Raw genomic sequence first — 20325 nt, 5'->3', positions numbered from 1 at the left:
CCGGCCCGGTCCCTGATACCGCCGGATCGCGGCGCTATTCCACGCCGATCAGGAGCGGGGCGCACTGGTGGCCGCCGCGGTAGACCACCGTGTCCACCGCGAGGTAGCCCTCGCGGACGTGTTCCTCCAGTGTCGCGGCCAGTGCGTCGGGGATGTCCTCGCCCAGGACCAGGGTGACCAGTTCGCCGCCGGCCGCCAGCATCCGGTCCAGCACGCTGCGTGCCGTGGTCGGGACGTCCTGGCCGATGACGGCGACATCGCCGTCGATGAGGCCCAGGATGTCGCCGGTCTGGCAGATCCCGGCCATGGTCCAGGACTGCCGCTCCGCGACGGCCAGTTCGGCGTACCGGGTGGCGCCGGCCGCCGCCGTCATCGCGACCACGTCCTCGTCGAAGCTGCGGTCGGCCTCGTGGACGGCCAGCGCGGCGATGCCCTGGACCGCGGCCCTGGTGGGGATGAGGGCGACCCGGATGCCCTCGGCGCGGGCCTGGTCCGCGGCGGCCGCTGCGGTGTGGCGCAGGTCCGCGTCGTTGGGCAGGAGCACCACCTCGCGGGCGTGGGCGCGGCGGATCGCGTCGACCAGTTCGCCGCTGGCGGGCGGCTCCCCGGGGCGGGCCAGCACCGTCGTCGCCCCGGCCTCCGCGCACAGGCCGCCGAGGCCGTCGCCCGGGACGACCACGACGACGGCGCGCTGGGCGGGTTCGGGGCGGGCGTGCAGCCGGTCCGCGGCGAAGTGGGTGATCCGGATGCGGTACGGGCGTCCGGCCTCGACCCCGGCCTCCACCGCCGCACCGGCGTCGTCGACGTGCACGTGGACGTTCCAGAGCCCGTCGCCGCCCACCACGACGAGCGAGTCGCCCAGCGCGTCGAGCCGGGCCCGCAGCCGCTCCACGGCCTCGTCCCCGGCCTCCAGCAGGTAGATGACCTCGAAGGCGGGCCCGTCCTGCGGGTCCTCCGGCACGGGGCAGTCCCCGGGCGCGGCGGCGACCGGGACGGGTGCGTCCCGGTCTTCGTACACCAGCTCCGGCGCCCGGCCGGAGACCGCCTCCACCAGTGCTCCGAGGACCGCGACCAGTCCCCGCCCGCCGGCGTCCACGACCCCGGCCCGGCCGAGCACGGCGAGCTGTCCGGGGGTCGCCTCCAGAGCGATGCGCGCCCCCTCGTACGCCGCTCGCGCCACCGCGCCCGCTCCGGCACCGGCCTCGGTGCGCCCTGCGGCTTCGGCGGCGGCGGTGGCCACGGTGAGGACCGTGCCCTCGACGGGGTGGGCAACGGCCTCGCGCGCCGAGGCCGCGGCCCGGGTCAGCGCGAGGCGCAGCCGCTCCGCCCCGGCCCGGTCACCTGGCTCCGCCGCCAGCACCCCGGCCATGCCGCGCAGCAACTGGGCCAGGATCGTGCCGGAGTTGCCCCGGGCGCCGATCAGCGCCCCGTGCGCCATGGCGCGTACCGCGTCGGCGGTGGAGGGTGCGGAGGTGCCGGTCTCATGGGCGGCGAACACCGCCTCGACGGCCGCCGCCGCGGATTCCGCGGTCAGGTAGAGGTTGGTGCCGGTGTCCCCGTCGGCGACGGGATACACGTTGATCGCGTCGATCGCCTCGCGCTCCCGGCCGAGTGCGTCCAGCGCCAGTGAGCACCAGGTACGCACCGCGACGGCGTCCAGGTCGTCGGCGGTCTGCGGCACCTGATGGTCCTCCTCCGAACGGGGCCTGGGGCGGCGGGCTGCACCGCAGGGTAGCCCCGGCCGGTGGTCCCCGGCGGGGTCAGGGGCGGGGCGGGCAGCTGTGGATCCCATGGTAGTTTCGTATCTCCGACGCAGCCGTTGTATGCTGCTTCGGTTGCCCGACGAGAGTCGGGACATTCCCCCGGTACCGCCACTTCAGTCAATGAATCCGGCGTGCCGGAATTCACTGTAAGTGCATCTGAAGTTTTGGAGTGACCCGTGGCTGCCAACTGCGACGTTTGCGGCAAGGGGCCGAGCTTCGGCAACAGCATTTCGCACTCGCACCGCCGTACGTCCCGTCGCTGGAATCCCAACATCCAGCGCGTGCGTGCCGTGGTCGGGCGGACGCCGAAGCGGCTCAACGTCTGCACCTCGTGCATCAAGGCCGGCAAGGTCGCGCGCTGACGTTCCCGTCGTAGCGCAGCCTTACCGGTTGCCCAAAAAGCCGGTCCATCTCGGTGGACCGGCTTTTTGCTGTGCCCGTGCGGCCTCGGGAGGGTGCTGAAGATTTCAGCACCCTCCCGAGGCCGTCAGCCGGCGTTCCGCAGCTGCCAGCCGTGGTCGACCGGGCCGATCCCCGCGCCCAGCGCGAAGCCCGCCGCGATCGCCCCGGTCACGTAGGACTTGGCTCCCCGTACCGCCGTGGGCACGTCCTGGCCCCTGGCCAGTCCGCAGGCGATCGCGGAGGCGAGGGTGCAGCCCGTGCCGTGGGTGTGGCGGTTGTCGTGGCGGGGGGCGCGCAGCCAGTGCTCCTCGGAGCCGTCGGTCAGCAGGTCCACCGGATCGCCCGGCAGATGCCCGCCCTTGATCACCACCCAGCGGGGTCCGAAGCCGAGCAGTTCGGCGGCGGCCCGTCGCATCCCGGCCTCGTCGGTGACCCTCACACCCGTGATCTGTGCCACCTCGTCGAGGTTCGGGGTCGCCACGGTCGCGACGGGCAGCAGCTTCGTGCGCACCGAGTCCAGTGCCTCGGCGGCGAGCAGCGGGTCGCCGTGCTTGGAGACGCCCACCGGGTCCACGACGGCCGGGGCGTCCGTCCCGGCGATCAGCGCGGCGACGGTCTCGACGAGGGCGGCGGAGGACAGCATGCCGGTCTTGACGGCGTTCACCCCGATGTCGTCCACCACGCTGCGGTACTGGGCGCGGACGGCTTCCGGGGGCAGTTCCCAGGCGCCCTGCACACCCAGCGAGTTCTGCGCGGTGACGGCGGTCAGCACGCTCATGCCGTGCGTGCCGAGCGCCAGCATCGTCTTCAGGTCTGCCTGGACGCCGGCACCGCCGCCGGAATCGGATCCGGCGACGGTGAGCACACGGGGAGGTACGGCGGGAGATATGGGCATGGCCCGCAATCTACTGGGCGTCCTCGATGTCCCCGAAGTGGTCCCAGCCGTGTCTGCTGGTCCAGGGCGCCCCGTCGACGGTCACCTGGGGCAGCGCGGAGGGGTTGAGGACCTCACCGATCACCTTCCAGCGGGCCGGCAGCTTCACGTCCGGCGGGAACGTCGCGACGATCGCGTGGTCCTCTCCCCCGGTGAGCACCCACTGGAGGGGATCCACACCGACGGCCTGCCCGATGTCGGACATCTGGGACGGGATGTCGATCCGGCCAGAGCGCAGGTCGATGCGGACCTTGCTCGCCTCCGCGATGTGCCCGAGGTCGGCGACGAGTCCGTCGCTGACGTCGGTCATCGCGGTGGCGCCGAGTCCGGCGGCCGCGGGGCCCGCGTGGTACGGCGGTTCGGGCCTCCGGTGGGCCTCGACGAAGGCGCGGGGCGAGCGGAAGCCCCGGGAGAGCACGGCGTACCCGGCGGCGGACCAGCCGAGCCAGCCGGTGACGGCGACGACGTCACCGGGCTGGGCGCCCGCCCTGGTGACGGGTTCGTGGTTGCGCAGATCACCGAGTGCGGTGATCGCGACGGTGATGGTGTCGCCGCGCACCACATCGCCGCCGACCACGGCCGCCCCGGCGACCTGGCACTCGTCGCGGATGCCGTCCATGAGCTCCCCGGCCCAGGTCACCGGGAGTTCGGCGGGCACGACGAGGCCGAGGAGCAGCGCGGTGGGCACGGCTCCCATGGCGGCGATGTCGGCGAGGTTCTGTGCGGCGGCCTTGCGGCCGACGTCGTACGCCGTCGACCAGTCGCGCCGGAAGTGCCGTCCCTCCAGCAGGATGTCGGTACTGGCCACGACCCTGCGGTCGGGAGCGGTCACGACCGCGGCGTCGTCGCCGGGTCCCAGTCGTACCGCCGGAGTGGTGGTGAGCCGGGATGTCAGCTCTCTGATGAGCCCGAACTCCCCCAACTCGCCCACGGTTCCCTTCACCGAGTCTCACCCCTCATCTGTCGCGCCGGACGGACGTCCGGCCTGTCTCTGCGGCCTGCGGGTGTCCGGACCGCGGACCGGCCCCGGGGGCGGTCCGTCCTGGTCGTCACGGGCACGCGGGTCCCCCGTCCGCACCGCTGGACTTGCGGTCGCGGGCCGTCACTGCTGTCGGTACTGTCAAGAGATACGTCAACTTGTGTGTTCTGTACGCCACGCTGTGGGCGTCATCCGGCCCGCAGGTCTCCCCGTGGCCCGGGGCAACGCGATACCGTGGCGTCCCTTTCCCCCACATGATCCTCGTGGCCGCCCTGGAGGTTCCGTGGTACAGGCGTACATTCTTATTCAGACAGAGGTGGGCAAGGCGTCGACAGTCGCCCGGACCATCGCCGGAGTTGCGGGAGTGATCCAGGCAGAGGACGTCACCGGTCCCTACGACGTGATCGTGCGTGCCCAGGCCGATACGGTCGATGAGCTCGGGCGCATGGTGGTCGCCAAGGTCCAGCAGGTGGACGGCATCACCAGAACCCTGACCTGCCCGGTCGTGCACCTGTAACCCCCGTCTAGGCTGGGCCGGTGACGTCTTCCCGCCGCCGGCTTTCCCGTCCTGTGATCCTCGGTCCGTCCGCTGCCCTGGTGCTCATGGCCGCGGCGGGCTGCTCCTCCGGAGATGCCTCGGCGTCGGTCACGGTTCCCACCCCGTCGCCGGAAGCCGCAGCCTACTGCCGTGCGTTGCACAAGGAGCTGCCGAGTGCCGTCGCCGGTCAGGATCGCAGTGACCCGGGGTCCGGCTCGGACCTGACCGCCGGGTGGGGGGACGGGGAGATCGTACTGCGCTGCGGTGTCCCGCGCCCGGCGAAGATGGATGACGCCCAGTCGAAGGCGGTCGACGCGAACGGCGTCAACTGGATGCTGGAGCAGCTGGATGACGGCCGGCCCCGGTTCACGACCACGCTCCGCAAGGCGTACGTCGAGGTGACGTTGTCGGCGGCGTACGCGCATGACGCGAGTCCGCTGGCGGCCTTCGCCCCCGCGGTCAGGAAGACCGTCCCCGACAGGCTGTAGGGCGTGCGCTCCGGTGCGGAGCGCACGCCCTCGGCCGTCGGTGAAGTCTCAGCGCAGTCCGGTCGGCCGGTTCAGCGCCGCCTGGATGAGCCGGTCGACCAGCTGCGGGTAATCGACGCCGCTCTCCCGCCACATGCGCGGGTACATGGAGATCGGGGTGAAGCCCGGCAGGGTGTTGATCTCGTTGATGACGAAGCCGCCGTCCTCCGTGAGGAAGAAGTCGGCGCGCACCAGCCCCTCGCAGGACGCCGCTTCGAAGGCCTCGACGGCGAGCCGCTGGACCTCCGCGGTCTGGTCCTCCGTAAGCGGGGCGGGCACGATGCCGGGCGCCGCGTCGATGTACTTGGCCTCGAAGTCGTAGAAGTCGTGCGAGGTGACCGGCGGGATCTCGGCCGGCGCGCTGGCGCGCGGCCCGTCCTCGAACTCCAGCACCCCGCACTCGATCTCGCGGCCGCGCAGCAGTGACTCGACGAGGAACTTGGGGTCGTGGCGCCGGGCCTCCTCGATCGCCTCGTCCAGCCCGGAGGCGTCCTCGACCTTGGTGATGCCGATCGAGGAACCGGCCCTGGCCGGCTTCACGAAGAGCGGCCACCCGTGGTCACCGGCGAACTCCACGATGCGCTTGCGGGCTGCCTGCTGGTCCTGGTCCCACTCACGGGGGCGTACGACGACGTACGGGCCGACGGGCAGTCCGAAGGAGGTGAAGACGCGCTTCATGTACTCCTTGTCCTGGCCGACCGCGGAGGCGAGGACTCCGGCGCCGACGTACGGCACCCCGGAGAGCTCCAGGAGGCCCTGGAGCGTGCCGTCCTCACCGTAGGGGCCGTGCAGTACGGGGAAGACGACGTCGACCTCGCCGAGGGCCTTGGGGACCGCGCCGGGCTCGTTGTAGACCACTTCGCGGCTGCCGGGATCGACGGAGAGCACCACGCCGCCCTCGTCGGACTCGGCGAGCTGGGCCACGTCCGGCATCTTCCGGTCCGCGATGGCCATGCGTTCGGGTTCGTCGGCGGTGAGCGCCCAGCGGCCGTCCGTCGTGATGCCGATCGGCAGGACGTCGTATTTCGTCCGGTCGATGGCGTTCAGGACGGCACCGGCCGTGACCACCGAAATGCCGTGTTCGGAGCTGCGGCCGCCGAACACGACGGCCACACGCGGCTTGCGGAGCTGCTGCTCCGTGCTCTGGGGGAGGTTCTCGCTGCTCATATCGCGATGAGCGTACCTGCTGGTACGGGTCGCGTCAGCGCCGCCGGTGCCGCCCGGCGGGTGAACCGGGCCCCGTGGCGGGCCGTCGGCCTCAGTGCTGCCGCTCGGCCTTGGCGCTGCGCGACATCAGCTCCTTGACCGCGACCACCGGCGACTTGCCCTCGTGGACGATGGCGACGACCGTCTCGGTCAGCGGCATCTCCACACCGTGCCGGCGGCCCAGATCGAGCACCGACTCGCAGGACTTGACGCCCTCCGCGGTCTGCTTGGTGATGGCGATGGTCTCCTGGAGCGTCATGCCGCGGCCGAGGTTGGTGCCGAAGGTGTGGTTGCGCGAGAGCGGCGACGAGCAGGTCGCCACCAGGTCGCCGAGGCCGGCCAGTCCGGAGAAGGTCAGCGGGTCGGCGCCCATCGCGTGTCCGAGCCGGGTGGTCTCGGCCAGGCCGCGGGTGATGAGCGAGCCCTTGGCGTTGTCCCCGAGCCCCATGCCGTCCGCGATGCCGACGGCAAGACCGATGACGTTCTTGATGGCGCCGCCGAGCTCGCAGCCGACCACGTCGGTGTTGGTGTACGGGCGGAAGTACGGGGTGTGGCAGGCGGCCTGGAGGCGGCGGGCCACCGATTCGTCCTGGCAGGCGACGACGGCCGCGGCGGGGCGGCGTTCCGCGATCTCCTTGGCGAGGTTGGGCCCGGTGATGACGGCGATGCGGTCCGCGCCGACTCCGGTGACGTCCTCGATGACCTCGCTCATCAGCTTCGCGGTGCCGAGTTCGACGCCCTTCATCATGGAGACCAGCACCGTCTTGGACTCCAGGTGCGGGGCCCAGGCCGCGAGGTTGGCGCGCAGCGTCTGGGAGGGCACGACGAGCACCGCGAAGTCGGCGCCGCGCAGCGCCTCCGCCGCGTCCGTGGTGGCCCGGACCGATGCGGGGAGTTCGATGCCCGGCAGGTAGTCGGGGTTGGTACGGGTCGTGTTGATGGTCTCGGCGACCTCGGCGCGGCGTCCCCAGAGGGTGACCTCGCAGCCCGCGTCGGCCAGGACCACGCCGAAGGCCGTACCCCATGAGCCGGTTCCGAAGACGGCTGCTTTTACGGGGTGCGTCACTTGGGTCCCTCTCGTTCGGACTTGCGCCGCTGCTGCGCGCGGGCCTTTCGGTGGTCGTAGAGCTCTGCGGGGGCCGGCAGCCCGCGTACGTCCGCCAGCTGCTCGGTGATCGCGAGCATGATGACCTCGGTCGCCTCGCGCAGGACGTCGGGCGTCGGCTCCTTGTCGTAGAAGCGGGAGAGGTCGACCGGCGGACCGGCCTGGACCTGGAGGGTCTTGCGGGGGAAGAGCCGCAGCTTCTTGTCCGTGGCGTAGGGCGGCATCGCCAGGTTGGCGCCCCACTGCGCGACCGGGATGACCGGGGCCCGGGTCATCAACGCGACGCGGGCGGCGCCGGTCTTGCCGCCCATCGGCCACATCTCGGGGTCGCGGGTGAGGGTGCCCTCCGGGTAGAAGGCGACGCACTCACCGCGCTCGATGGCGGCGACGGCGGCCCGGAAGGCGTCCAGCGCGTTGGTGGTCTCGCGGTACACGGGAATCTGGCCGGTGCCGCGCAGCATCATCCCGACGAAGGGGGTCTTGAAGAGCCCCGCCTTCGCGAGGAGCCTCGGCACCCGGCCGGTGTTGTACTGGAAGTGCCCGTACGAAAGCGGGTCCAGATACGAGTTGTGATTGACCGCAGTTATAAAGCCGCCATCGGCCGGAATATGTTCCATCCCTCGCCAGTCGCGCTTGAACAGAACCACCAGCGGCGGTTTTGCGATGACCGCTGCAAAGCGGTACCAGAAGCCGATTCTGCGGCGGGACACCCGGACACCCTTCTCTACGGACCTGACTGTGGAGCTCTACTGACTGACTACCGACGGTCAAGTCTCGCCCCAGGCCCCTGCTCTGTCGAGAACACCGTACGCCTCACCTTCGGGACCGACCCTCCGGGTTGTCGCACCGGCAGGCGAGAATAGGCGGTGATGCGCATCGAGGGGGAGACCGCCACGAACACCGACCCGACCGGCCGCTGGTCCCTGGTCGTCCCGTTGAAGCCGCTGGCGCGGGCGAAGAGCAGGCTGGTACCCGCGTCCGGCGCCCTGTTGCGCCCCCGGCTGGCCCTGGCCTTCGCCCAGGACACCGTGTACGCCGCGCTGGCCTGCCGGGCCGTCGCGGATGTGGTGGTAGTCACGGACGACGCGACGGCGGGCGCCGCGCTGGCGGCCCTCGGCGCCCGCGTGGTGCCCGACTCCCCCGCCGCCGGGCTCAACGCGGCCCTCGCGCACGGTGAGCGTGCGGTGCGCGCGGCCCGGCCCGGAGCGGCGGTCGCCGCACTCAACGCGGATCTGCCGGCACTGCGCCACCATGAATTGGCCCGGGTGCTCGAATTTTCGGCTGCTTTTACGCGCGCATTTGTGACCGATGCGGCGGGAATCGGAACAACATTTCTGTCCGCTGGGCCAGGAGTGGAATTGCGCCCCGATTTCGGTGGCCGGTCCCGGGATCGGCACCTCGCGTCGGGGGCCGCGGAAATCACGCTCTCCGGCATCGATTCGGTCCGCCAGGACGTGGACACCGGCGACGATCTGCGGGCGGCGCTCGCCCTCGGGGTGGGCCCCTACACGGCCGGGCGCTGGGCCGCCGGGGTCCCCGCGATGGACCGATAGGCTGCCGTTCATGCAGGCGACCTCGTACACGTACGACCCCGAGAGCCGCACCGGCAGCGTGCTGCTCGACGACGGCACCCCGATGGATTTCGACGCCCAGGCCTTCGACGCCGGCGGCCTGCGGCTGCTGCGGCCGGGCCAGCGGGTACGGATCGAGGGCCGGGGTGAGGGGACCGGGCTGCGGATCACCCTGGTGACGCTGCAGACCTTCTGAACCCGCAACCGCACCCTGAACAGCCCGCGGGCCCGCAGAACCGCGTGTGATCGCACCCTGAACAGCCCGCGGGCCGGGCTCCCCGAGGGGAGCCCGGCCCGGCGCGTGTGATGAGCCCTGTGCTGCTGGGTCTCACTTCTTCCGTGCGGTGGCCTTCTTGGCCGTGGTCTTGCGCGCGGTGGTCTTCTTCGCGGGCGCCTTCTTCGCCGTGGTCTTCTTGGCGGGCGCGGTCTTGCTGGCGACGGCCTTCTTGGCGGTCGTCGTCTTCTTCGCCGCCGCGGGGGTCGCCTTCTTCGCGGCCGCCGTGGTCTTCTTCGCCGCCGCGGACGTCTTCTTCGCGGTCGCCTTCTTGGCGGTGGCGGTGGCCTTCTTCGCCGGTGCCACGGCCTTCTTGGCGGTGGCCTTCTTCGCCACGGCCTTCTTCGCGGTGGCCTTCTTGGCGGCCGCCTTGGCCGTCGTACGGGTGGAAGAACCGCCCGAGAGGCTGCCCTTGGGCGCCTTCTTCACGGCCACATCGTTCTTGGGGAGCTTCTTCGAGCCGCTCACCAGGTCCTTGAAGCCCTGTCCCGCACGGAAACGGGGCACGGACGTCTTCTTGACCCGTACCCGCTCACCCGTCTGCGGGTTGCGGGCGTAGCGGGCCGGGCGGTCGACCTTCTCGAACGAGCCGAAGCCGGTGACCGAAACACGGTCACCTGCGACAACCGCACGAACGATCGCGTCGAGCACCGCATCGACGGCGTCCGCGGCCTGCTGTCGGCCGCCGACCTTGTCGGCAATCGCTTCTACGAGCTGCGCCTTGTTCACGTCTTCCCCTTCGGAGACATAGCCAGAACGAAAGTGTTCAAGCCTTTTTCGCACGTTAGGCAGATATATACCGCAAATCAAACACGAAACGGGCTAATCACCCTAGTGCCGCAACGAAGTCGACCGCTGCGCAGTTCCGCAGAGTCAGTCACCTTCGGGGAATCGGCCCTCATCGAGGTCCTTCATCAACCGGTCCAGACGCCTTGCCGCATCTGGTAGATCGTGCTTCGCCGCGGCCGTGACGACCAGCAGCTTCCGGGACAGCGCCATCCGTACGCTCTCCGGGACTTGCAGTGCACGCACTCGTGAGTGCGCTTCCTTCAATTGGTCGGCGACTTGGCCGTAAAGCTTGAGTTGGCTGTCGCGTTCCATGCACCGATTGTGCCATCTGGGGCGAGTTGTCGCCCGACGGGGTCTCAACAAGCGACTGCGCCCCCTACCAGAAGGCAGGGGGCGCAGTACTGGAAATGCGCTGCTCAGGCGTGAATTGTACGTGGCTTGTGGGCCGGCCTGGTCGCCTCGTAGGCCGCGATGTCCGGTTCGTTCTGGAGGGTGAGGCTGATGTCGTCCAGCCCGTTCAGCAGCCGCCAGCGGGCGTTCTCGTCGAGCTCGAAGTCGGCGGTGATGCCCTCGGCGAGCACTTGGCGCTTCTCCAGGTCGACCGTGACCTCCGCGGTCGGGTCGGCCTCGGTCAGCTCCCACAGGGCGTCGACGACCTGCTGGTCGAGGACCACGGTCAACAGCCCGTTCTTCAGCGAGTTGCCTCGGAAGATGTCGGCGAACCGGGAGGAGACGACCGCCTTGAAGCCGAAGTTCTGCAGGGCCCAGACGGCGTGCTCACGGGAGGAGCCGGTGCCGAAGTCGGGGCCGGCCACCAGGACCGAGGCGCCCTTGCGCTCCGGGCGGTTGAGGACGAAGTTCTCGTCCTTCCGCCAGGCTTCGAAGAGCCCGTCCTCGAAGCCGTCCCGGGTGACTTTTTTCAGCCAGTGGGCGGGGATGATCTGGTCGGTGTCGACGTTGCTGCGGCGCAGCGGGACGGCCCGGCCGGCGTGTGCGGTGAATGCTTCCATGATTCTCAGACTCCGGCGGGCGTACGGGCGTCGGACAGGTCGGCCGGCGAGGCCAGATGGCCCAGCACGGCGGTGGCAGCGGCGACCTGCGGGGAGACCAGGTGGGTGCGGCCGCCCTTGCCCTGCCGGCCCTCGAAGTTGCGGTTCGAGGTGGAGGCGGAGCGCTCACCGGGGGCCAGCTGGTCGGGGTTCATACCGAGGCACATCGAGCAACCCGCGTGCCGCCATTCGGCGCCGGCGGCCTTGAAGACCTTGTCCAGGCCCTCCTCGACGGCCTGCAGGGCGACCCGCACGGAGCCGGGAACGACCAGCATCCGTACCCCGTCGGCGACCTGGCGGCCGTCCATGATGGCGGCCGCGTTGCGCAGGTCCTCGATCCGGCCGTTGGTGCAGGAACCTACGAAGACGGTGTCCACGCTGATCTCGCGCAGCGGCTGCCCGGCGGTCAACCCCATGTACTCCAGGGCCTTTTCCGCGGCGTTGCGCTCCGAGGCGTCCTCGTACGAAGCGGGGTCGGGGACGCTGGCCGACAGCGGCGCGCCCTGGCCGGGGTTGGTGCCCCAGGTGACGAACGGCGCCAGTTCGGCGGCGTCGATGACGACCTCGGCGTCGAACACCGCGTCGTCGTCGGTGCGCAGCGTCTCCCAGTACGCCACCGCGGCGTCCCAGTCCGCGCCCTGCGGGGCGTGGTCGCGGCCCTGGAGGTAGTCGAAGGTGGTCCGGTCGGGGGCGATCATGCCCGCCCGCGCTCCGGCCTCGATCGACATGTTGCAGATGGTCATCCGGGCTTCCATCGAGAGCTTCTCGATGGCGGAGCCGCGGTATTCCAGGATGTAGCCCTGGCCGCCGCCGGTGCCGATCCGGGCGATGATCGCGAGGATCAGGTCCTTGGCGGTGACGCTGTCGGGCAGTTCGCCCTCTACGGTGATCGCCATGGTCTTCGGGCGGGCCAGCGGCAGCGTCTGGGTGGCCAGTACGTGCTCGACCTGGCTGGTGCCGATACCGAACGCCAGCGCGCCGAACGCGCCGTGCGTGGAGGTGTGGGAGTCGCCGCAGACGACCGTGGTGCCGGGCTGGGTCAGCCCGAGCTGCGGGCCGACCACGTGCACGACGCCCTGCTCGACGTCGCCCAGCGGGTGCAGCCGGACGCCGAAGTCCGCGCAGTTCTTGCGCAGGGTCTCCAGCTGGGCGCGGGAGACCGGGTCCGCGATCGGCTTGTCGATGTCGAGGGTCGGGGTGTTGTGGTCCTCGGTGGCGATGGTGAGGTCGAGGCGCCGCACCGGGCGTCCGGCCTGCCGCAGACCGTCGAAGGCCTGCGGGCTGGTCACCTCGTGCAGCAGGTGCAGATCGATGAAGAGGAGGTCGGGCTCGCCATCGGCGCGCCGGACGACATGGTCGTCCCAGACCTTCTCCGCGAGTGTCCTACCCATCGCTTTCCCTCCGGCCGGCATCCTCGCCGGCCCAACTAGAGATCGGGTGCCGCCGTCCGGACCCCCGTGCGGGGCGGTGGCTACGGGCCGTTGTGGGGCCGCCCGTACAGGTTCGCAACTTCCCTGGAAAATTGAACTTGCGTTTCACAGAGTGAGACGCGAGTATCGTCGTATGGACAACTCTAGCGGCGTCGGCGTTCTCGACAAGGCAGCTCTGGTATTGAGCGCCCTGGAGTCCGGTCCGGCCACCCTCGCCGGGCTGGTCGCGGCGACCGGGCTCGCACGACCCACGGCCCACCGGCTGGCCGTGGCACTGGAACACCACCGCATGGTGGCGAGGGACATGCAGGGCCGCTTCATTCTCGGCCCCCGGCTGTCGGAACTCGCGGCGGCGGCGGGCGAGGACCGGCTGCTCGCCACGGCCGGACCGGTGCTCACCCACCTTCGCGACATCACCGGGGAGAGCGCCCAGCTCTACCGCCGGCAGGGCGACATGCGGATCTGTGTGGCGGCGGCGGAGCGGCTGTCCGGTCTGCGGGACACCGTGCCGGTCGGCTCCACGCTCACCATGAAGGCGGGCTCGTCCGCCCAGATCCTGATGGCGTGGGAGGAGCCGGAGCGCCTGCACCGGGGCCTCCAGGGCGCCCGCTTCACCGCGACGGCGCTCTCCGGCGTACGGCGCCGGGGCTGGGCCCAGTCGATCGGCGAGCGGGAACCGGGCGTCGCCTCGGTCTCCGCACCGGTACGCGGCCCCTCGAACCGGGTCGTCGCGGCGGTCTCGGTCTCCGGTCCGATCGAGCGGCTGACCCGTCACCCGGGCCGGATGCACGCCCAGGCCATCATCGACTCGGCCGCCCGGCTGAGCGAAGCGCTGCGCCGCACCGGCTGAACCGGCGCACCCCGCACAACCTCCGGCACCGGCCGCCCCAGCGTCGTGGCGGCCCCTTCAGAACCTCACGGCACCTCTCGCTCCACCTCGCCTCACCCCGCCTCGCCTCACCCCACTTCACCTGACTTCGCCGGTGAACGGTGCGCGAAGCGGTCCGCCGCCCGGCGCCCCCGGCTCTCGACCGGCAGTGACCCGGTCGCCGCGGCCAGTCCGTACGCCGGCATATCCGCGTAGATGGACTCGTAGCCGCCCTCGGGCACCACGTACGCCTCGTGCCACAGCCCCACGTGCTGCCGGGACTTCTTCTCCTTGCGGTTGATCATCGCCCACGCCTTGCGGTGGAACATGTCGGACGCCGCCGCGTACGCATACAGCTTCTCCCTCGACTCCCAGTACTGGACGACGTAGTACGTCCTGGGCGAGCCGAGCAGGAGGGTGTGCCCCAGCAGGCCCCTGCTCCTGTCCCCGCTCAATTCCCGCAGCATGCGCGGCATCGCGAGGAGGACCGGGAGCCAGTGGTGGACTCCCCTGAAGTGGTTGATCCGCATCCCGATCCAGGTCGGCCGGCTGCCGGTCGCCACCGCCCGTGAGGTGCTGAAGCACGCCGACGACGAGTCACTGGGCCGGACGATGCGCCTGGGCGCCGCACTCTGGTCGCTCCCGCACGGCCCGGAACCGGAGGAGGATGCGCCGGAGACGGTGGCCGCACGGGCCGAAGTCGACCGGCTCCTGGACCGGTTGGGGTGGACGACCGCCCAGGAGATCGGTTCGCTCTCCCCTGTTCACCGGTCCGTGGTGGCGTCGCTGGCCACGCTCATCCGCCTCGGATACCCCTGCGAGGGCGACTACTTGGCGGAGCAGGCGCGGCTGATGCATCAAGTGGCGGTCCGGGACCTGGACATGATGGAGACGTATCCCACCGAGGCGGAGCAGGTGGAGCACGCGGTCGCCTCCGCGGTCCTGTACGAACCGCTGCTGGCCGCTCTGCGGCGGCTGGCCCAGGAGGAGGAGTCCGCCCGGCGGTTCGGGCTCTGAACCCGTACGCAGGCAGGAAAAAGCAGAAGGCCCCTCACCGGAGTGAGGGGCCTTCTGTCTGTTGCTCTTGTACCCCCGACCGGATTCGAACCGGCGCTACTGCCGTGAGAGGGCAGCGTGCTAGGCCGCTACACAACGGGGGCCTGTGTCCTACGATTTGCTTGTCTTGCGCTGGGCTACCAGGACTCGAACCTAGAATGACGGTACCAGAAACCGTAGTGTTGCCAATTACACCATAGCCCATGGTGTTACAAGTACCCCCGACCGGATTCGAACCGGCGCTACTGCCGTGAGAGGGCAGCGTGCTAGGCCGCTACACAACGGGGGCCCTAGCGATCCTGCATCGAGAGCGTGGGTGCGACCCAGATGTTCTCGCGGGAAGGATCTGTACCCCCGACCGGATTCGAACCGGCGCTACTGCCGTGAGAGGGCAGCGTGCTAGGCCGCTACACAACGGGGGCGTGTTGTACAGATGAAGCTCTGCGCTGGGCTACCAGGACTCGAACCTAGAATGACGGTACCAGAAACCGTAGTGTTGCCAATTACACCATAGCCCACTGAAACGCAACCCTTGATGGGGTCTTATTTCCGTGTGCGCTTCCCGACCGGATCCTTCGGCCCGCTCGGGCGGCGCAGGAAGAACATTACCCGAAGGTGTCCGGCGCTCCAAAACGGGTATTGCGCGCCAACAGCCCGGGGAGCTGATCCAGACCGGTGATCCAGACCGGTGATCCGGGCCAGTTCGGGCCGCCCGCCACGCCCGTCCCGGTCCAGCCAGATGCCGCTCAGTCCCGCCGCCACCGCACCGGCCGCGTCGATGTCGGGGTGGTCGCCCACGTACACGACCTCTCGCGGCTCCAGCCCGAGGGCGTCGACGGCGGCGTGGAACGCCCCGGCCTCCGGCTTGGAGATGCCCAGTTCGACGGCGCACACCACGGCCTCGAAACGGTCGCGCACACCGAGAACACGCAGCTTCCGGTCCTGGTTGATGATGCTGGAGTTCGACAGCACGGCATGGCGATAGCCGTCCGCGAGCCGGTCCAGGGCCGGCACGGCGTCGGGGAAGAGCGACCAGGCGGCCTCGTAATGACCCGCGTGCCGAGCGAACCAGCGGTCGGCCTCCGCGTCCGTGAGCCGCCGCCCCAGGAACGTACGCACCCGCTCGCGCCGCTGCCCCTGGAAGTCGGTCTCCCCCGCGGCGAAACGCTCCCACTGCACATCGGTGATCGCCCGCCACGCGTCGAGGGCCCCTTCGGTGGACGCGTATCCCTCGGGCAGGCCCTCGTTCTCCAGATGCCTGCGCATGCCGACGCGGTCGGCGCCCGTGTAGTCGAAGATCGTGTCGTCGATGTCCCAGAGCACTGCTCGGATCGGCATACGGCCACGCTACCGCCGACCGGGCGGGCGCCGCCGCCCCGCGATGGTGTCCACGTCAGGTGGTGAGCAGGACACCGCCGTAGCTCGCCGCCGCGATGACCACCCAGGAGGCGAGGCCGAGAACGGCGGTCCTGGCTCCGGAGCGGGCGAGCGTCGGCAGGTGGACGGCGGTGCCGAGGCCGAAGAGCGCGGCGGCCAGCAGCAGTTCCTGCGCGGTGGCCGCGGCGTCGAGTGCTCCGGCGGGCAGCAGACCCGTGCTGCGCAGGGCCGTCATCGCCAGGAAGCCGATCAGGAACAGCGGCACCACGGCCGGGCGGCGCCCGCCCGCCTGCTGCCGGTCGCCCCGCCGGTCACCGGCCGCCCCGCGCGCCCGACGGCGGTAGGCCACGGCGACCCCGGCGACCAGCGGTGCGAGCATCGCCACCCTGATCAGCTTGACGAGCACGGCCTCACCGAGCGCGGTCGGCCCGGCCGTCTGCGCGGTGGCCACGACCTGGCCGACGTCGTGCACGCCGGCGCCCACCCAGCGGCCGAACTGCACGGTGTCCAGGCCCAGCGGATGGTGCAGCAGCGGCAGTACGGCGATGGCGAGGGTCCCGCACAGGGTGACCAGCGCGACCGAGGTCGCCACGTCGGCCGCGAGCCGCTCGTCGTCGTCCTCCTTGCCGAGCGCGCCGCTGACCGCGCTGATCGCGGAGGCTCCGCAGATCGAGTAGCCGGTGGCGATCAGCAGCGGCTGGTCGCCGGGCAGCCCGAGCTTCCGGCCGAGCCACCAGATCCCGAAGAAGGCCACCAGGACGACGCCGAACACCATGGCCACGGTCGCCCAGCCGAGCCCGAGGACGTCTCCGACGCTGAGCTTCAGCCCGAGCAGCACGATGCCGGCGCGCATCAGCCGCTTCCCGGCCGTCGAGAGCCCCGCCCGGCCCCGGCCGCGCACGAAGGGCCGCACGCCGGGAAGGTGCGCCGCCACGACTCCGAGCACCACCGCCGCCGTCAGCATCGGCACGGCGGGCAGCAGGGCGTGCACCCCCTCGGCCAGCCCGAGCCCGATGCCGGCCAGCGCGAGGCCGGGGGCGTTGCGGCGCACCGGACCCGGCGTGGACCCGGCGCCCCCGGACGACGGCTTCGCCGGCTGTCGCACGGGCGGCGACCAGGAGTGTTCGGTGTCCAGAGTCATGATCACCAGCGTGGTCGGGTTCCCCGCCGCCCGGTAGCCACGAACCGGAGCCCAGGTCATAGGGTTGCCCTATGAGGGTTTTCCTATGAGGGTTTTCCTATGAGCGAGCGCGGCGGGAACCAGGACCTCGGACAGCTGCCACTGCCCGATCTGCAGTCGTTGCAGCTGCTCGTCAGCGTGGCGGAGACCGGCAGCCTGGGCCGGGCGGCGACCCGGCTGCTCATCAGCCAGCCGTCGGCCAGTGCCCGGATGCGTACGCTGGAGCGCCGTCTCGGGCTCCAGCTGCTGGACCGCTCCACCGCGGGGTCCCGGCTGACCCCGGCCGGGGCGGTGGTGACCGACTGGGCGCGGACGGTGCTCGAAGGGGCCACCGCGCTGGTCGAGGGGGCCGCCGCGCTGCGCTCCCGGCAGGACAGCCGACTGCGGGTCGCCGCCAGTCTGACCATCGCGGAGGAGCTGATGCCCGGCTGGCTCGTCACCCTGCGGGAGAGCGCCCCGGACGCCCATGTCGGACTGACGGTGACCAACAGCTGGGGCGTGGTCGAGGCACTGCGGCGTGGCGGCTGCGATCTGGGGTTCATCGAGGGGCCCAGGGTCCCGGACGATCTGCACCGAACAGCGGTGGGGCGTGACCGGCTCGCGGTCGTGGTGGCCCCCGGTCACCCCTGGACCCGCCGCCGCAGCGCCCTGACGGGACGCGAGCTGGCCGACACCCCGCTGCTGCTGCGCGAGGCGGGCTCCGGCACCCGGGAGACGCTGGAGCGGGCGCTGCGCGCGTACGACGGCGTCGCCGTGCCGGTCCTTGAGCTCGGCTCCACCGCCCCGCTGCGCAGCGCCGCAGCCCGGGGGCTGGCGCCGGCCGTCCTCTCCGCGCTCGCCGTGCGGGAGGACGTGGCATCGGGCCGCCTGGTCGAGGTCGAGGTCACCCCGGCCGTCCGGCTGCAACGCGTGCTGCACGCGGTCTGGCCCAAGGGCCACGAACTGCCGGAGCCGGCCCTTCACCTGCTGCGGGTGGCCAAGCACCAGTAGCGGGTGAGGAGCCGGCTCGCGTGGTCAGCGGCCTGCTCGCACGGTCAGGCGGTGAGTTTCGCCAGTGCGGCGTCCACCCGGGCGAGGGTCTTCTCGCGGCCCAGGATCTCCAGGGACTCGAAGAGCGGCAGGCCGACCGTGCGGCCGGTGACGGCGACGCGGACCGGGGCCTGCGCCTTGCCGAGCTTCAGACCGTGCTCCTCACCCGCGGCGAGGACGGCGGCCTTGAGGGCGTCCGTGTTCCACTCCGCCTCGGTCAGCTTGGCGCGGGCCGTCACGAGCAGGGCGTAGGAGCCCTCCTTCATCGCCTTGGCCCAGGACGCCTCGTCGGTGACCGGCTCGTCAAGGAAGAGGAAGTCGACGTTGGCCGTGATCTCGGAGAGGACCGTGACGCGGGTCTGGGCGTGCGGGGCGATCGTCGCGAACAGGTCCGCGTCGAAGGCCTCCGGGGCCCAGGGGGCGAACGGCGCCTTCAGCCAGGGCCCGCAGGCCTCGGTGAAGGTCTTCACGTCGAGCCGGCGGATGTGCTCGGCGTTGACGTGCTCGCACTTCTTGAGGTCGAAACGGGCCGGGTTGGCGTTGACGTCCTCGATGTCGAACGCGGCGACCATCTCGTCGATGTCGAAGATGTCGCGGTCCTCCGCGATCGACCAGCCGAGCAGCGAGAGGTAGTTGAGGAGCCCCTCGGGCAGGAAGCCGCGCTCGCGGTAGAGGTTGAGCGAGGCCTGCGGGTCACGCTTGGAGAGCTTCTTGTTGCCTTCGCCCATGACGTACGGCAGGTGGCCGAACGCGGGGGTCTGCTTGGCGATACCCAGCTCGATGAGCGCCCGGTACAGGGCGATCTGGCGGGGGGTGGAGGAGAGCAGGTCCTCGCCGCGCAGGACGTGGGTGATCTCCATCAGCGCGTCGTCGACCGGGTTGACCAGCGTGTAGAGCGGGGCGCCGTTGGCGCGGACGATGCCGTAGTCCGGCACGTTCTCCGGCTGGACGGTGATGTCGCCGCGGACCAGGTCGGTGAAGGTGATCGCCTCGTCGGGCATCCGGAAGCGGACGATCGAGGTGCGGCCCTCGGCCTCGTACGCGGCCTTCTGCTCCGCGCTCAGGTCGCGGCAGTGGCCGTCGTAACCGGAGGGCTTGCCGGCGGCGCGGGCGGCGTCGCGGCGGGTGTCGAGCTCCTCGGTCGTGCAGTAGCAGTGGTACGCGTGGCCGGCCGCGAGGAGCTTGTCGGCGACGTCCTGGTAGATGTCCATCCGCTGCGACTGGCGGTACGGGGCGTGCGGGCCGCCGATCTCGGGGCCCTCGTCCCAGTCGAGACCGAGCCAGCGCATCGAGTCCAGGAGCTGCTCGTACGACTCCTCGGAGTCGCGCGCCGCGTCGGTGTCCTCGATGCGGAAGACCAGGGTGCCCTGGTGGTGCCGGGCGAAGGCCCAGTTGAAGAGGGCCGTCCGGACCAGGCCGACGTGGGGGTTGCCGGTCGGGGAGGGACAGAAACGTACGCGTACGTCGGTGTTAGCCACGCTTGATCACCTTGTTGGTGAGAGTGCCGATGCCTTCGATGGAGACGGCGACCTCGTCGCCGACGTGCAGGGGGCCGACCCCTGCGGGGGTGCCGGTGAGGATCACATCGCCCGGGAGCAGCGTCATGGCTTCCGTGATGTGGACGACCAGGTCCTCGATGGAGCGGATCATCTCGCTCGTCCGGCCCAGCTGGCGTTGCTCACCGTTGACCGTGGCCTGGATGGTGAGGTCGCTGGGGTCGAGGTCGGTCTCCACCCAGGGGCCGAGCGGGCAGGAGGTGTCGAAGCCCTTGGCCCTGGCCCACTGCTTCTCGCGCTTCTGGGCGTCACGCGCGGTGACGTCGTTGGCGCAGGTGTAGCCGAAGATGACGTCCTTGACCCGCTCGCGCGGCACTTCGCGGCACATCCGGCCGATGACCACGGCCAGTTCGGCCTCGTGGTGCACCTCTTCGGAGAAGGAGGGGTACTCGATGGCGTCGCCGGAGCCGATCACCGAGGTGGTGGGCTTGAAGAAGGCGACGGGGACGTCGGGGACCTCGTTGCCGAGTTCCGCGGCGTGCTCCGCGTAGTTGCGGCCGATGGCCACGACCTTGTTGGGGAGCACGGGCGGCAGCAGCCGGACCTTGTTCAGCGGGACCTTGGTCCCGGAGAGCTCGAACTCGGCGTACGGGATGCCCTTGATGATGTCGAGGACGAGACCATCGGGCCCGTCGCCCTCGACGGCGCCGAAGGCGACATTGCCGTCGATGGAGAACCTGGCGATGCGCACG

22 protein-coding genes, 5 tRNA genes and 1 pseudogene are annotated in these 20325 nt (G+C 70.8%); 8 read left to right on the top strand and 20 right to left on the bottom strand.

Annotated features, from left to right (window positions below; translation table 11 throughout):
• Window positions 1-34: 34 nt before the first annotated feature.
• Window positions 35-1681 (bottom strand): DAK2 domain-containing protein, encoded by a 1647-nt coding sequence (locus tag ACZ601_RS33125; RefSeq protein WP_469544884.1) that lies wholly within the window; start codon window positions 1679-1681, stop codon window positions 35-37.
• 258 nt (window positions 1682-1939) lie between these two features.
• Between ACZ601_RS33125 and rpmB the strand changes: the two genes are divergently transcribed.
• Entirely contained in the window at window positions 1940-2125 is a 186-nt protein-coding gene (gene rpmB / locus ACZ601_RS33120) for a 50S ribosomal protein L28 (RefSeq protein ID WP_003965989.1), read from the top strand.
• 125 nt (window positions 2126-2250) lie between these two features.
• On the opposite strand, the gene thiD is transcribed toward rpmB, so the two are convergent.
• Both thiD and ACZ601_RS33110 read right to left on the bottom strand, forming a co-directional pair.
• Window positions 2251-3060 (bottom strand): bifunctional hydroxymethylpyrimidine kinase/phosphomethylpyrimidine kinase, encoded by an 810-nt coding sequence (thiD, locus tag ACZ601_RS33115; protein ID WP_469544882.1) that lies wholly within the window; start codon window positions 3058-3060, stop codon window positions 2251-2253.
• Between the two features lie 10 nt (window positions 3061-3070).
• Entirely contained in the window at window positions 3071-4042 is a 972-nt protein-coding gene (locus ACZ601_RS33110) for a thiamine-phosphate kinase (RefSeq protein WP_024490269.1), read from the bottom strand.
• Window positions 4043-4361: 319 nt separating this feature from the next.
• Here ACZ601_RS33110 and ACZ601_RS33105 point away from each other — a divergent pair, with 319 nt between their 5' ends.
• Window positions 4362-4595: an Lrp/AsnC ligand binding domain-containing protein gene (locus ACZ601_RS33105; protein ID WP_440578531.1), complete on the top strand. Its 234-nt coding sequence runs from the start codon at window positions 4362-4364 to the stop codon at window positions 4593-4595.
• Window positions 4596-4615: 20 nt separating this feature from the next.
• On the top strand, window positions 4616-5104 hold the full coding sequence (locus ACZ601_RS33100; protein WP_469544879.1) for a DUF3515 domain-containing protein: 489 nt from the start codon (window positions 4616-4618) through the stop codon (window positions 5102-5104).
• 48 nt (window positions 5105-5152) lie between these two features.
• Here the strand turns inward: ACZ601_RS33100 and ACZ601_RS33095 are convergent, their stop codons facing one another.
• From ACZ601_RS33095 to ACZ601_RS33085, 3 genes are all read right to left on the bottom strand, one after another.
• Window positions 5153-6310: a D-alanine--D-alanine ligase family protein gene (locus tag ACZ601_RS33095; RefSeq protein WP_469544877.1), complete on the bottom strand. Its 1158-nt coding sequence runs from the start codon at window positions 6308-6310 to the stop codon at window positions 5153-5155.
• Between the two features lie 91 nt (window positions 6311-6401).
• Window positions 6402-7415 carry an NAD(P)H-dependent glycerol-3-phosphate dehydrogenase gene (locus ACZ601_RS33090; protein ID WP_469544875.1) on the bottom strand — a complete coding sequence of 338 codons (1014 nt, stop codon included), beginning with the start codon at window positions 7413-7415 and terminating at the stop codon, window positions 6402-6404.
• A complete protein-coding gene (locus ACZ601_RS33085; RefSeq protein ID WP_440578527.1) occupies window positions 7412-8164 on the bottom strand; it encodes a lysophospholipid acyltransferase family protein in 753 nt (250 codons plus the stop codon). Before ACZ601_RS33085 ends, ACZ601_RS33090 begins: the two co-directional genes overlap by 4 nt.
• A gap of 159 nt (window positions 8165-8323) precedes the next feature.
• On the opposite strand from ACZ601_RS33085, the gene cofC reads away from it, so the two are divergent.
• Window positions 8324-9007, top strand: coding sequence for a 2-phospho-L-lactate guanylyltransferase (gene cofC, locus ACZ601_RS33080; protein ID WP_469544873.1), 684 nt, complete (start codon window positions 8324-8326; stop codon window positions 9005-9007).
• Window positions 9008-9017: 10 nt separating this feature from the next.
• The gene (locus ACZ601_RS33075) at window positions 9018-9221 is read left to right on the top strand and encodes a hypothetical protein (protein ID WP_469544871.1); all 204 of its coding nucleotides are present in this window, start codon (window positions 9018-9020) and stop codon (window positions 9219-9221) included.
• Window positions 9222-9353: 132 nt separating this feature from the next.
• On the opposite strand, the gene ACZ601_RS33070 is transcribed toward ACZ601_RS33075, so the two are convergent.
• From ACZ601_RS33070 to leuC, 4 genes are all read right to left on the bottom strand, one after another.
• On the bottom strand, window positions 9354-10028 hold the full coding sequence (locus ACZ601_RS33070) for an HU family DNA-binding protein (protein ID WP_389212608.1): 675 nt from the start codon (window positions 10026-10028) through the stop codon (window positions 9354-9356).
• 144 nt (window positions 10029-10172) lie between these two features.
• The gene (locus ACZ601_RS33065) at window positions 10173-10400 is read right to left on the bottom strand and encodes an SCO5555 family protein (RefSeq protein WP_024490260.1); all 228 of its coding nucleotides are present in this window, start codon (window positions 10398-10400) and stop codon (window positions 10173-10175) included.
• A 104-nt stretch (window positions 10401-10504) separates the two neighbouring features.
• Complete coding sequence (gene leuD, locus ACZ601_RS33060) at window positions 10505-11098, bottom strand: 3-isopropylmalate dehydratase small subunit (protein WP_469544869.1); 594 nt, start codon at window positions 11096-11098, stop codon at window positions 10505-10507.
• A 5-nt stretch (window positions 11099-11103) separates the two neighbouring features.
• Complete coding sequence (leuC, locus tag ACZ601_RS33055) at window positions 11104-12528, bottom strand: 3-isopropylmalate dehydratase large subunit (RefSeq protein WP_469544867.1); 1425 nt, start codon at window positions 12526-12528, stop codon at window positions 11104-11106.
• 172 nt (window positions 12529-12700) lie between these two features.
• On the opposite strand from leuC, the gene ndgR reads away from it, so the two are divergent.
• On the top strand, window positions 12701-13417 hold the full coding sequence (ndgR, locus tag ACZ601_RS33050) for an IclR family transcriptional regulator NdgR (RefSeq protein WP_024490257.1): 717 nt from the start codon (window positions 12701-12703) through the stop codon (window positions 13415-13417).
• Window positions 13418-13524: 107 nt separating this feature from the next.
• On the opposite strand, the gene ACZ601_RS33045 is transcribed toward ndgR, so the two are convergent.
• Window positions 13525-13965: a DUF4188 domain-containing protein gene (locus ACZ601_RS33045; protein WP_469544865.1), complete on the bottom strand. Its 441-nt coding sequence runs from the start codon at window positions 13963-13965 to the stop codon at window positions 13525-13527.
• Between ACZ601_RS33045 and ACZ601_RS33040 the strand changes: the two genes are divergently transcribed.
• Window positions 13901-14452 (top strand): MerR family transcriptional regulator, encoded by a 552-nt coding sequence (locus ACZ601_RS33040; RefSeq protein ID WP_469544863.1) that lies wholly within the window; start codon window positions 13901-13903, stop codon window positions 14450-14452. The genes ACZ601_RS33045 and ACZ601_RS33040 overlap by 65 nt on opposite strands.
• Window positions 14453-14522: 70 nt before the next feature.
• Here the strand turns inward: ACZ601_RS33040 and ACZ601_RS33035 are convergent.
• The 7 genes and pseudogenes from ACZ601_RS33035 to ACZ601_RS33005 all read right to left on the bottom strand — a co-directional run bounded on the left by ACZ601_RS33035 (window position 14523) and on the right by ACZ601_RS33005 (window position 17009).
• Window positions 14523-14595: transfer RNA gene (locus ACZ601_RS33035), tRNA-Glu, on the bottom strand.
• 28 nt (window positions 14596-14623) lie between these two features.
• Window positions 14624-14695 (bottom strand) — tRNA-Gln (locus ACZ601_RS33030).
• A 12-nt stretch (window positions 14696-14707) separates the two neighbouring features.
• Window positions 14708-14780, bottom strand: a tRNA-Glu gene (locus tag ACZ601_RS33025).
• Window positions 14781-14840: 60 nt separating this feature from the next.
• Window positions 14841-14913: transfer RNA gene (locus ACZ601_RS33020), tRNA-Glu, on the bottom strand.
• Between the two features lie 24 nt (window positions 14914-14937).
• Window positions 14938-15009 (bottom strand) — tRNA-Gln (locus ACZ601_RS33015).
• Between the two features lie 87 nt (window positions 15010-15096).
• Window positions 15097-15829, bottom strand: a pseudogene (locus ACZ601_RS33010) (HAD family hydrolase).
• A 55-nt stretch (window positions 15830-15884) separates the two neighbouring features.
• The gene (locus tag ACZ601_RS33005; protein WP_469544862.1) at window positions 15885-17009 is read right to left on the bottom strand and encodes a YeiH family protein; all 1125 of its coding nucleotides are present in this window, start codon (window positions 17007-17009) and stop codon (window positions 15885-15887) included.
• 99 nt (window positions 17010-17108) lie between these two features.
• Here ACZ601_RS33005 and ACZ601_RS33000 point away from each other — a divergent pair, with 99 nt between their 5' ends.
• Window positions 17109-18038, top strand: a complete 930-nt coding sequence (locus ACZ601_RS33000; RefSeq protein WP_440577592.1) for a LysR substrate-binding domain-containing protein — start codon at window positions 17109-17111, stop codon at window positions 18036-18038.
• 44 nt (window positions 18039-18082) lie between these two features.
• Here ACZ601_RS33000 and gltX read toward each other — a convergent pair whose 3' ends face one another.
• Both gltX and ACZ601_RS32990 read right to left on the bottom strand, forming a co-directional pair.
• Complete coding sequence (gene gltX / locus ACZ601_RS32995; RefSeq protein WP_469544860.1) at window positions 18083-19555, bottom strand: glutamate--tRNA ligase; 1473 nt, start codon at window positions 19553-19555, stop codon at window positions 18083-18085.
• Complete coding sequence (locus tag ACZ601_RS32990) at window positions 19548-20324, bottom strand: fumarylacetoacetate hydrolase family protein (protein ID WP_440577594.1); 777 nt, start codon at window positions 20322-20324, stop codon at window positions 19548-19550. The genes gltX and ACZ601_RS32990 overlap by 8 nt, the downstream gene beginning before the upstream one ends.
• Between the last annotated feature and the right edge of the window lies 1 nt (window position 20325).

This window comes from Streptomyces sp. NPDC104307 (genome assembly GCF_055584045.1).
The sequence above is the reverse complement of the archived record's forward strand: the minus strand, read 5'-3'. Positions and strand labels throughout refer to the sequence as shown.

Excerpts from the sequence above, each read along its gene's own strand:
- cofC (WP_469544873.1), top strand. The coding sequence starts at position 8,324 with ATGCGCATCGAGGGGGAGACCGCCACGAACACCGACCCGACCGGCCGC.
- ACZ601_RS33045 (WP_469544865.1), bottom strand. The coding sequence starts at position 13,965 with ATGCGGATCAACCACTTCAGGGGAGTCCACCACTGGCTCCCGGTCCTC.
- ACZ601_RS33095 (WP_469544877.1), bottom strand. The coding sequence starts at position 6,310 with ATGAGCAGCGAGAACCTCCCCCAGAGCACGGAGCAGCAGCTCCGCAAG.
- leuD (WP_469544869.1), bottom strand. The coding sequence starts at position 11,098 with ATGGAAGCATTCACCGCACACGCCGGCCGGGCCGTCCCGCTGCGCCGC.
- ACZ601_RS33075 (WP_469544871.1), top strand. The coding sequence starts at position 9,018 with ATGCAGGCGACCTCGTACACGTACGACCCCGAGAGCCGCACCGGCAGC.
- thiD (WP_469544882.1), bottom strand. The coding sequence starts at position 3,060 with ATGCCCATATCTCCCGCCGTACCTCCCCGTGTGCTCACCGTCGCCGGA.
- ACZ601_RS33040 (WP_469544863.1), top strand. The coding sequence starts at position 13,901 with ATGCGCGGCATCGCGAGGAGGACCGGGAGCCAGTGGTGGACTCCCCTG.
- ACZ601_RS33000 (WP_440577592.1), top strand. The coding sequence starts at position 17,109 with ATGAGCGAGCGCGGCGGGAACCAGGACCTCGGACAGCTGCCACTGCCC.
- ACZ601_RS33065 (WP_024490260.1), bottom strand. The coding sequence starts at position 10,400 with ATGGAACGCGACAGCCAACTCAAGCTTTACGGCCAAGTCGCCGACCAA.
- leuC (WP_469544867.1), bottom strand. The coding sequence starts at position 12,528 with ATGGGTAGGACACTCGCGGAGAAGGTCTGGGACGACCATGTCGTCCGG.
- ACZ601_RS33005 (WP_469544862.1), bottom strand. The coding sequence starts at position 17,009 with ATGACTCTGGACACCGAACACTCCTGGTCGCCGCCCGTGCGACAGCCG.
- ndgR (WP_024490257.1), top strand. The coding sequence starts at position 12,701 with ATGGACAACTCTAGCGGCGTCGGCGTTCTCGACAAGGCAGCTCTGGTA.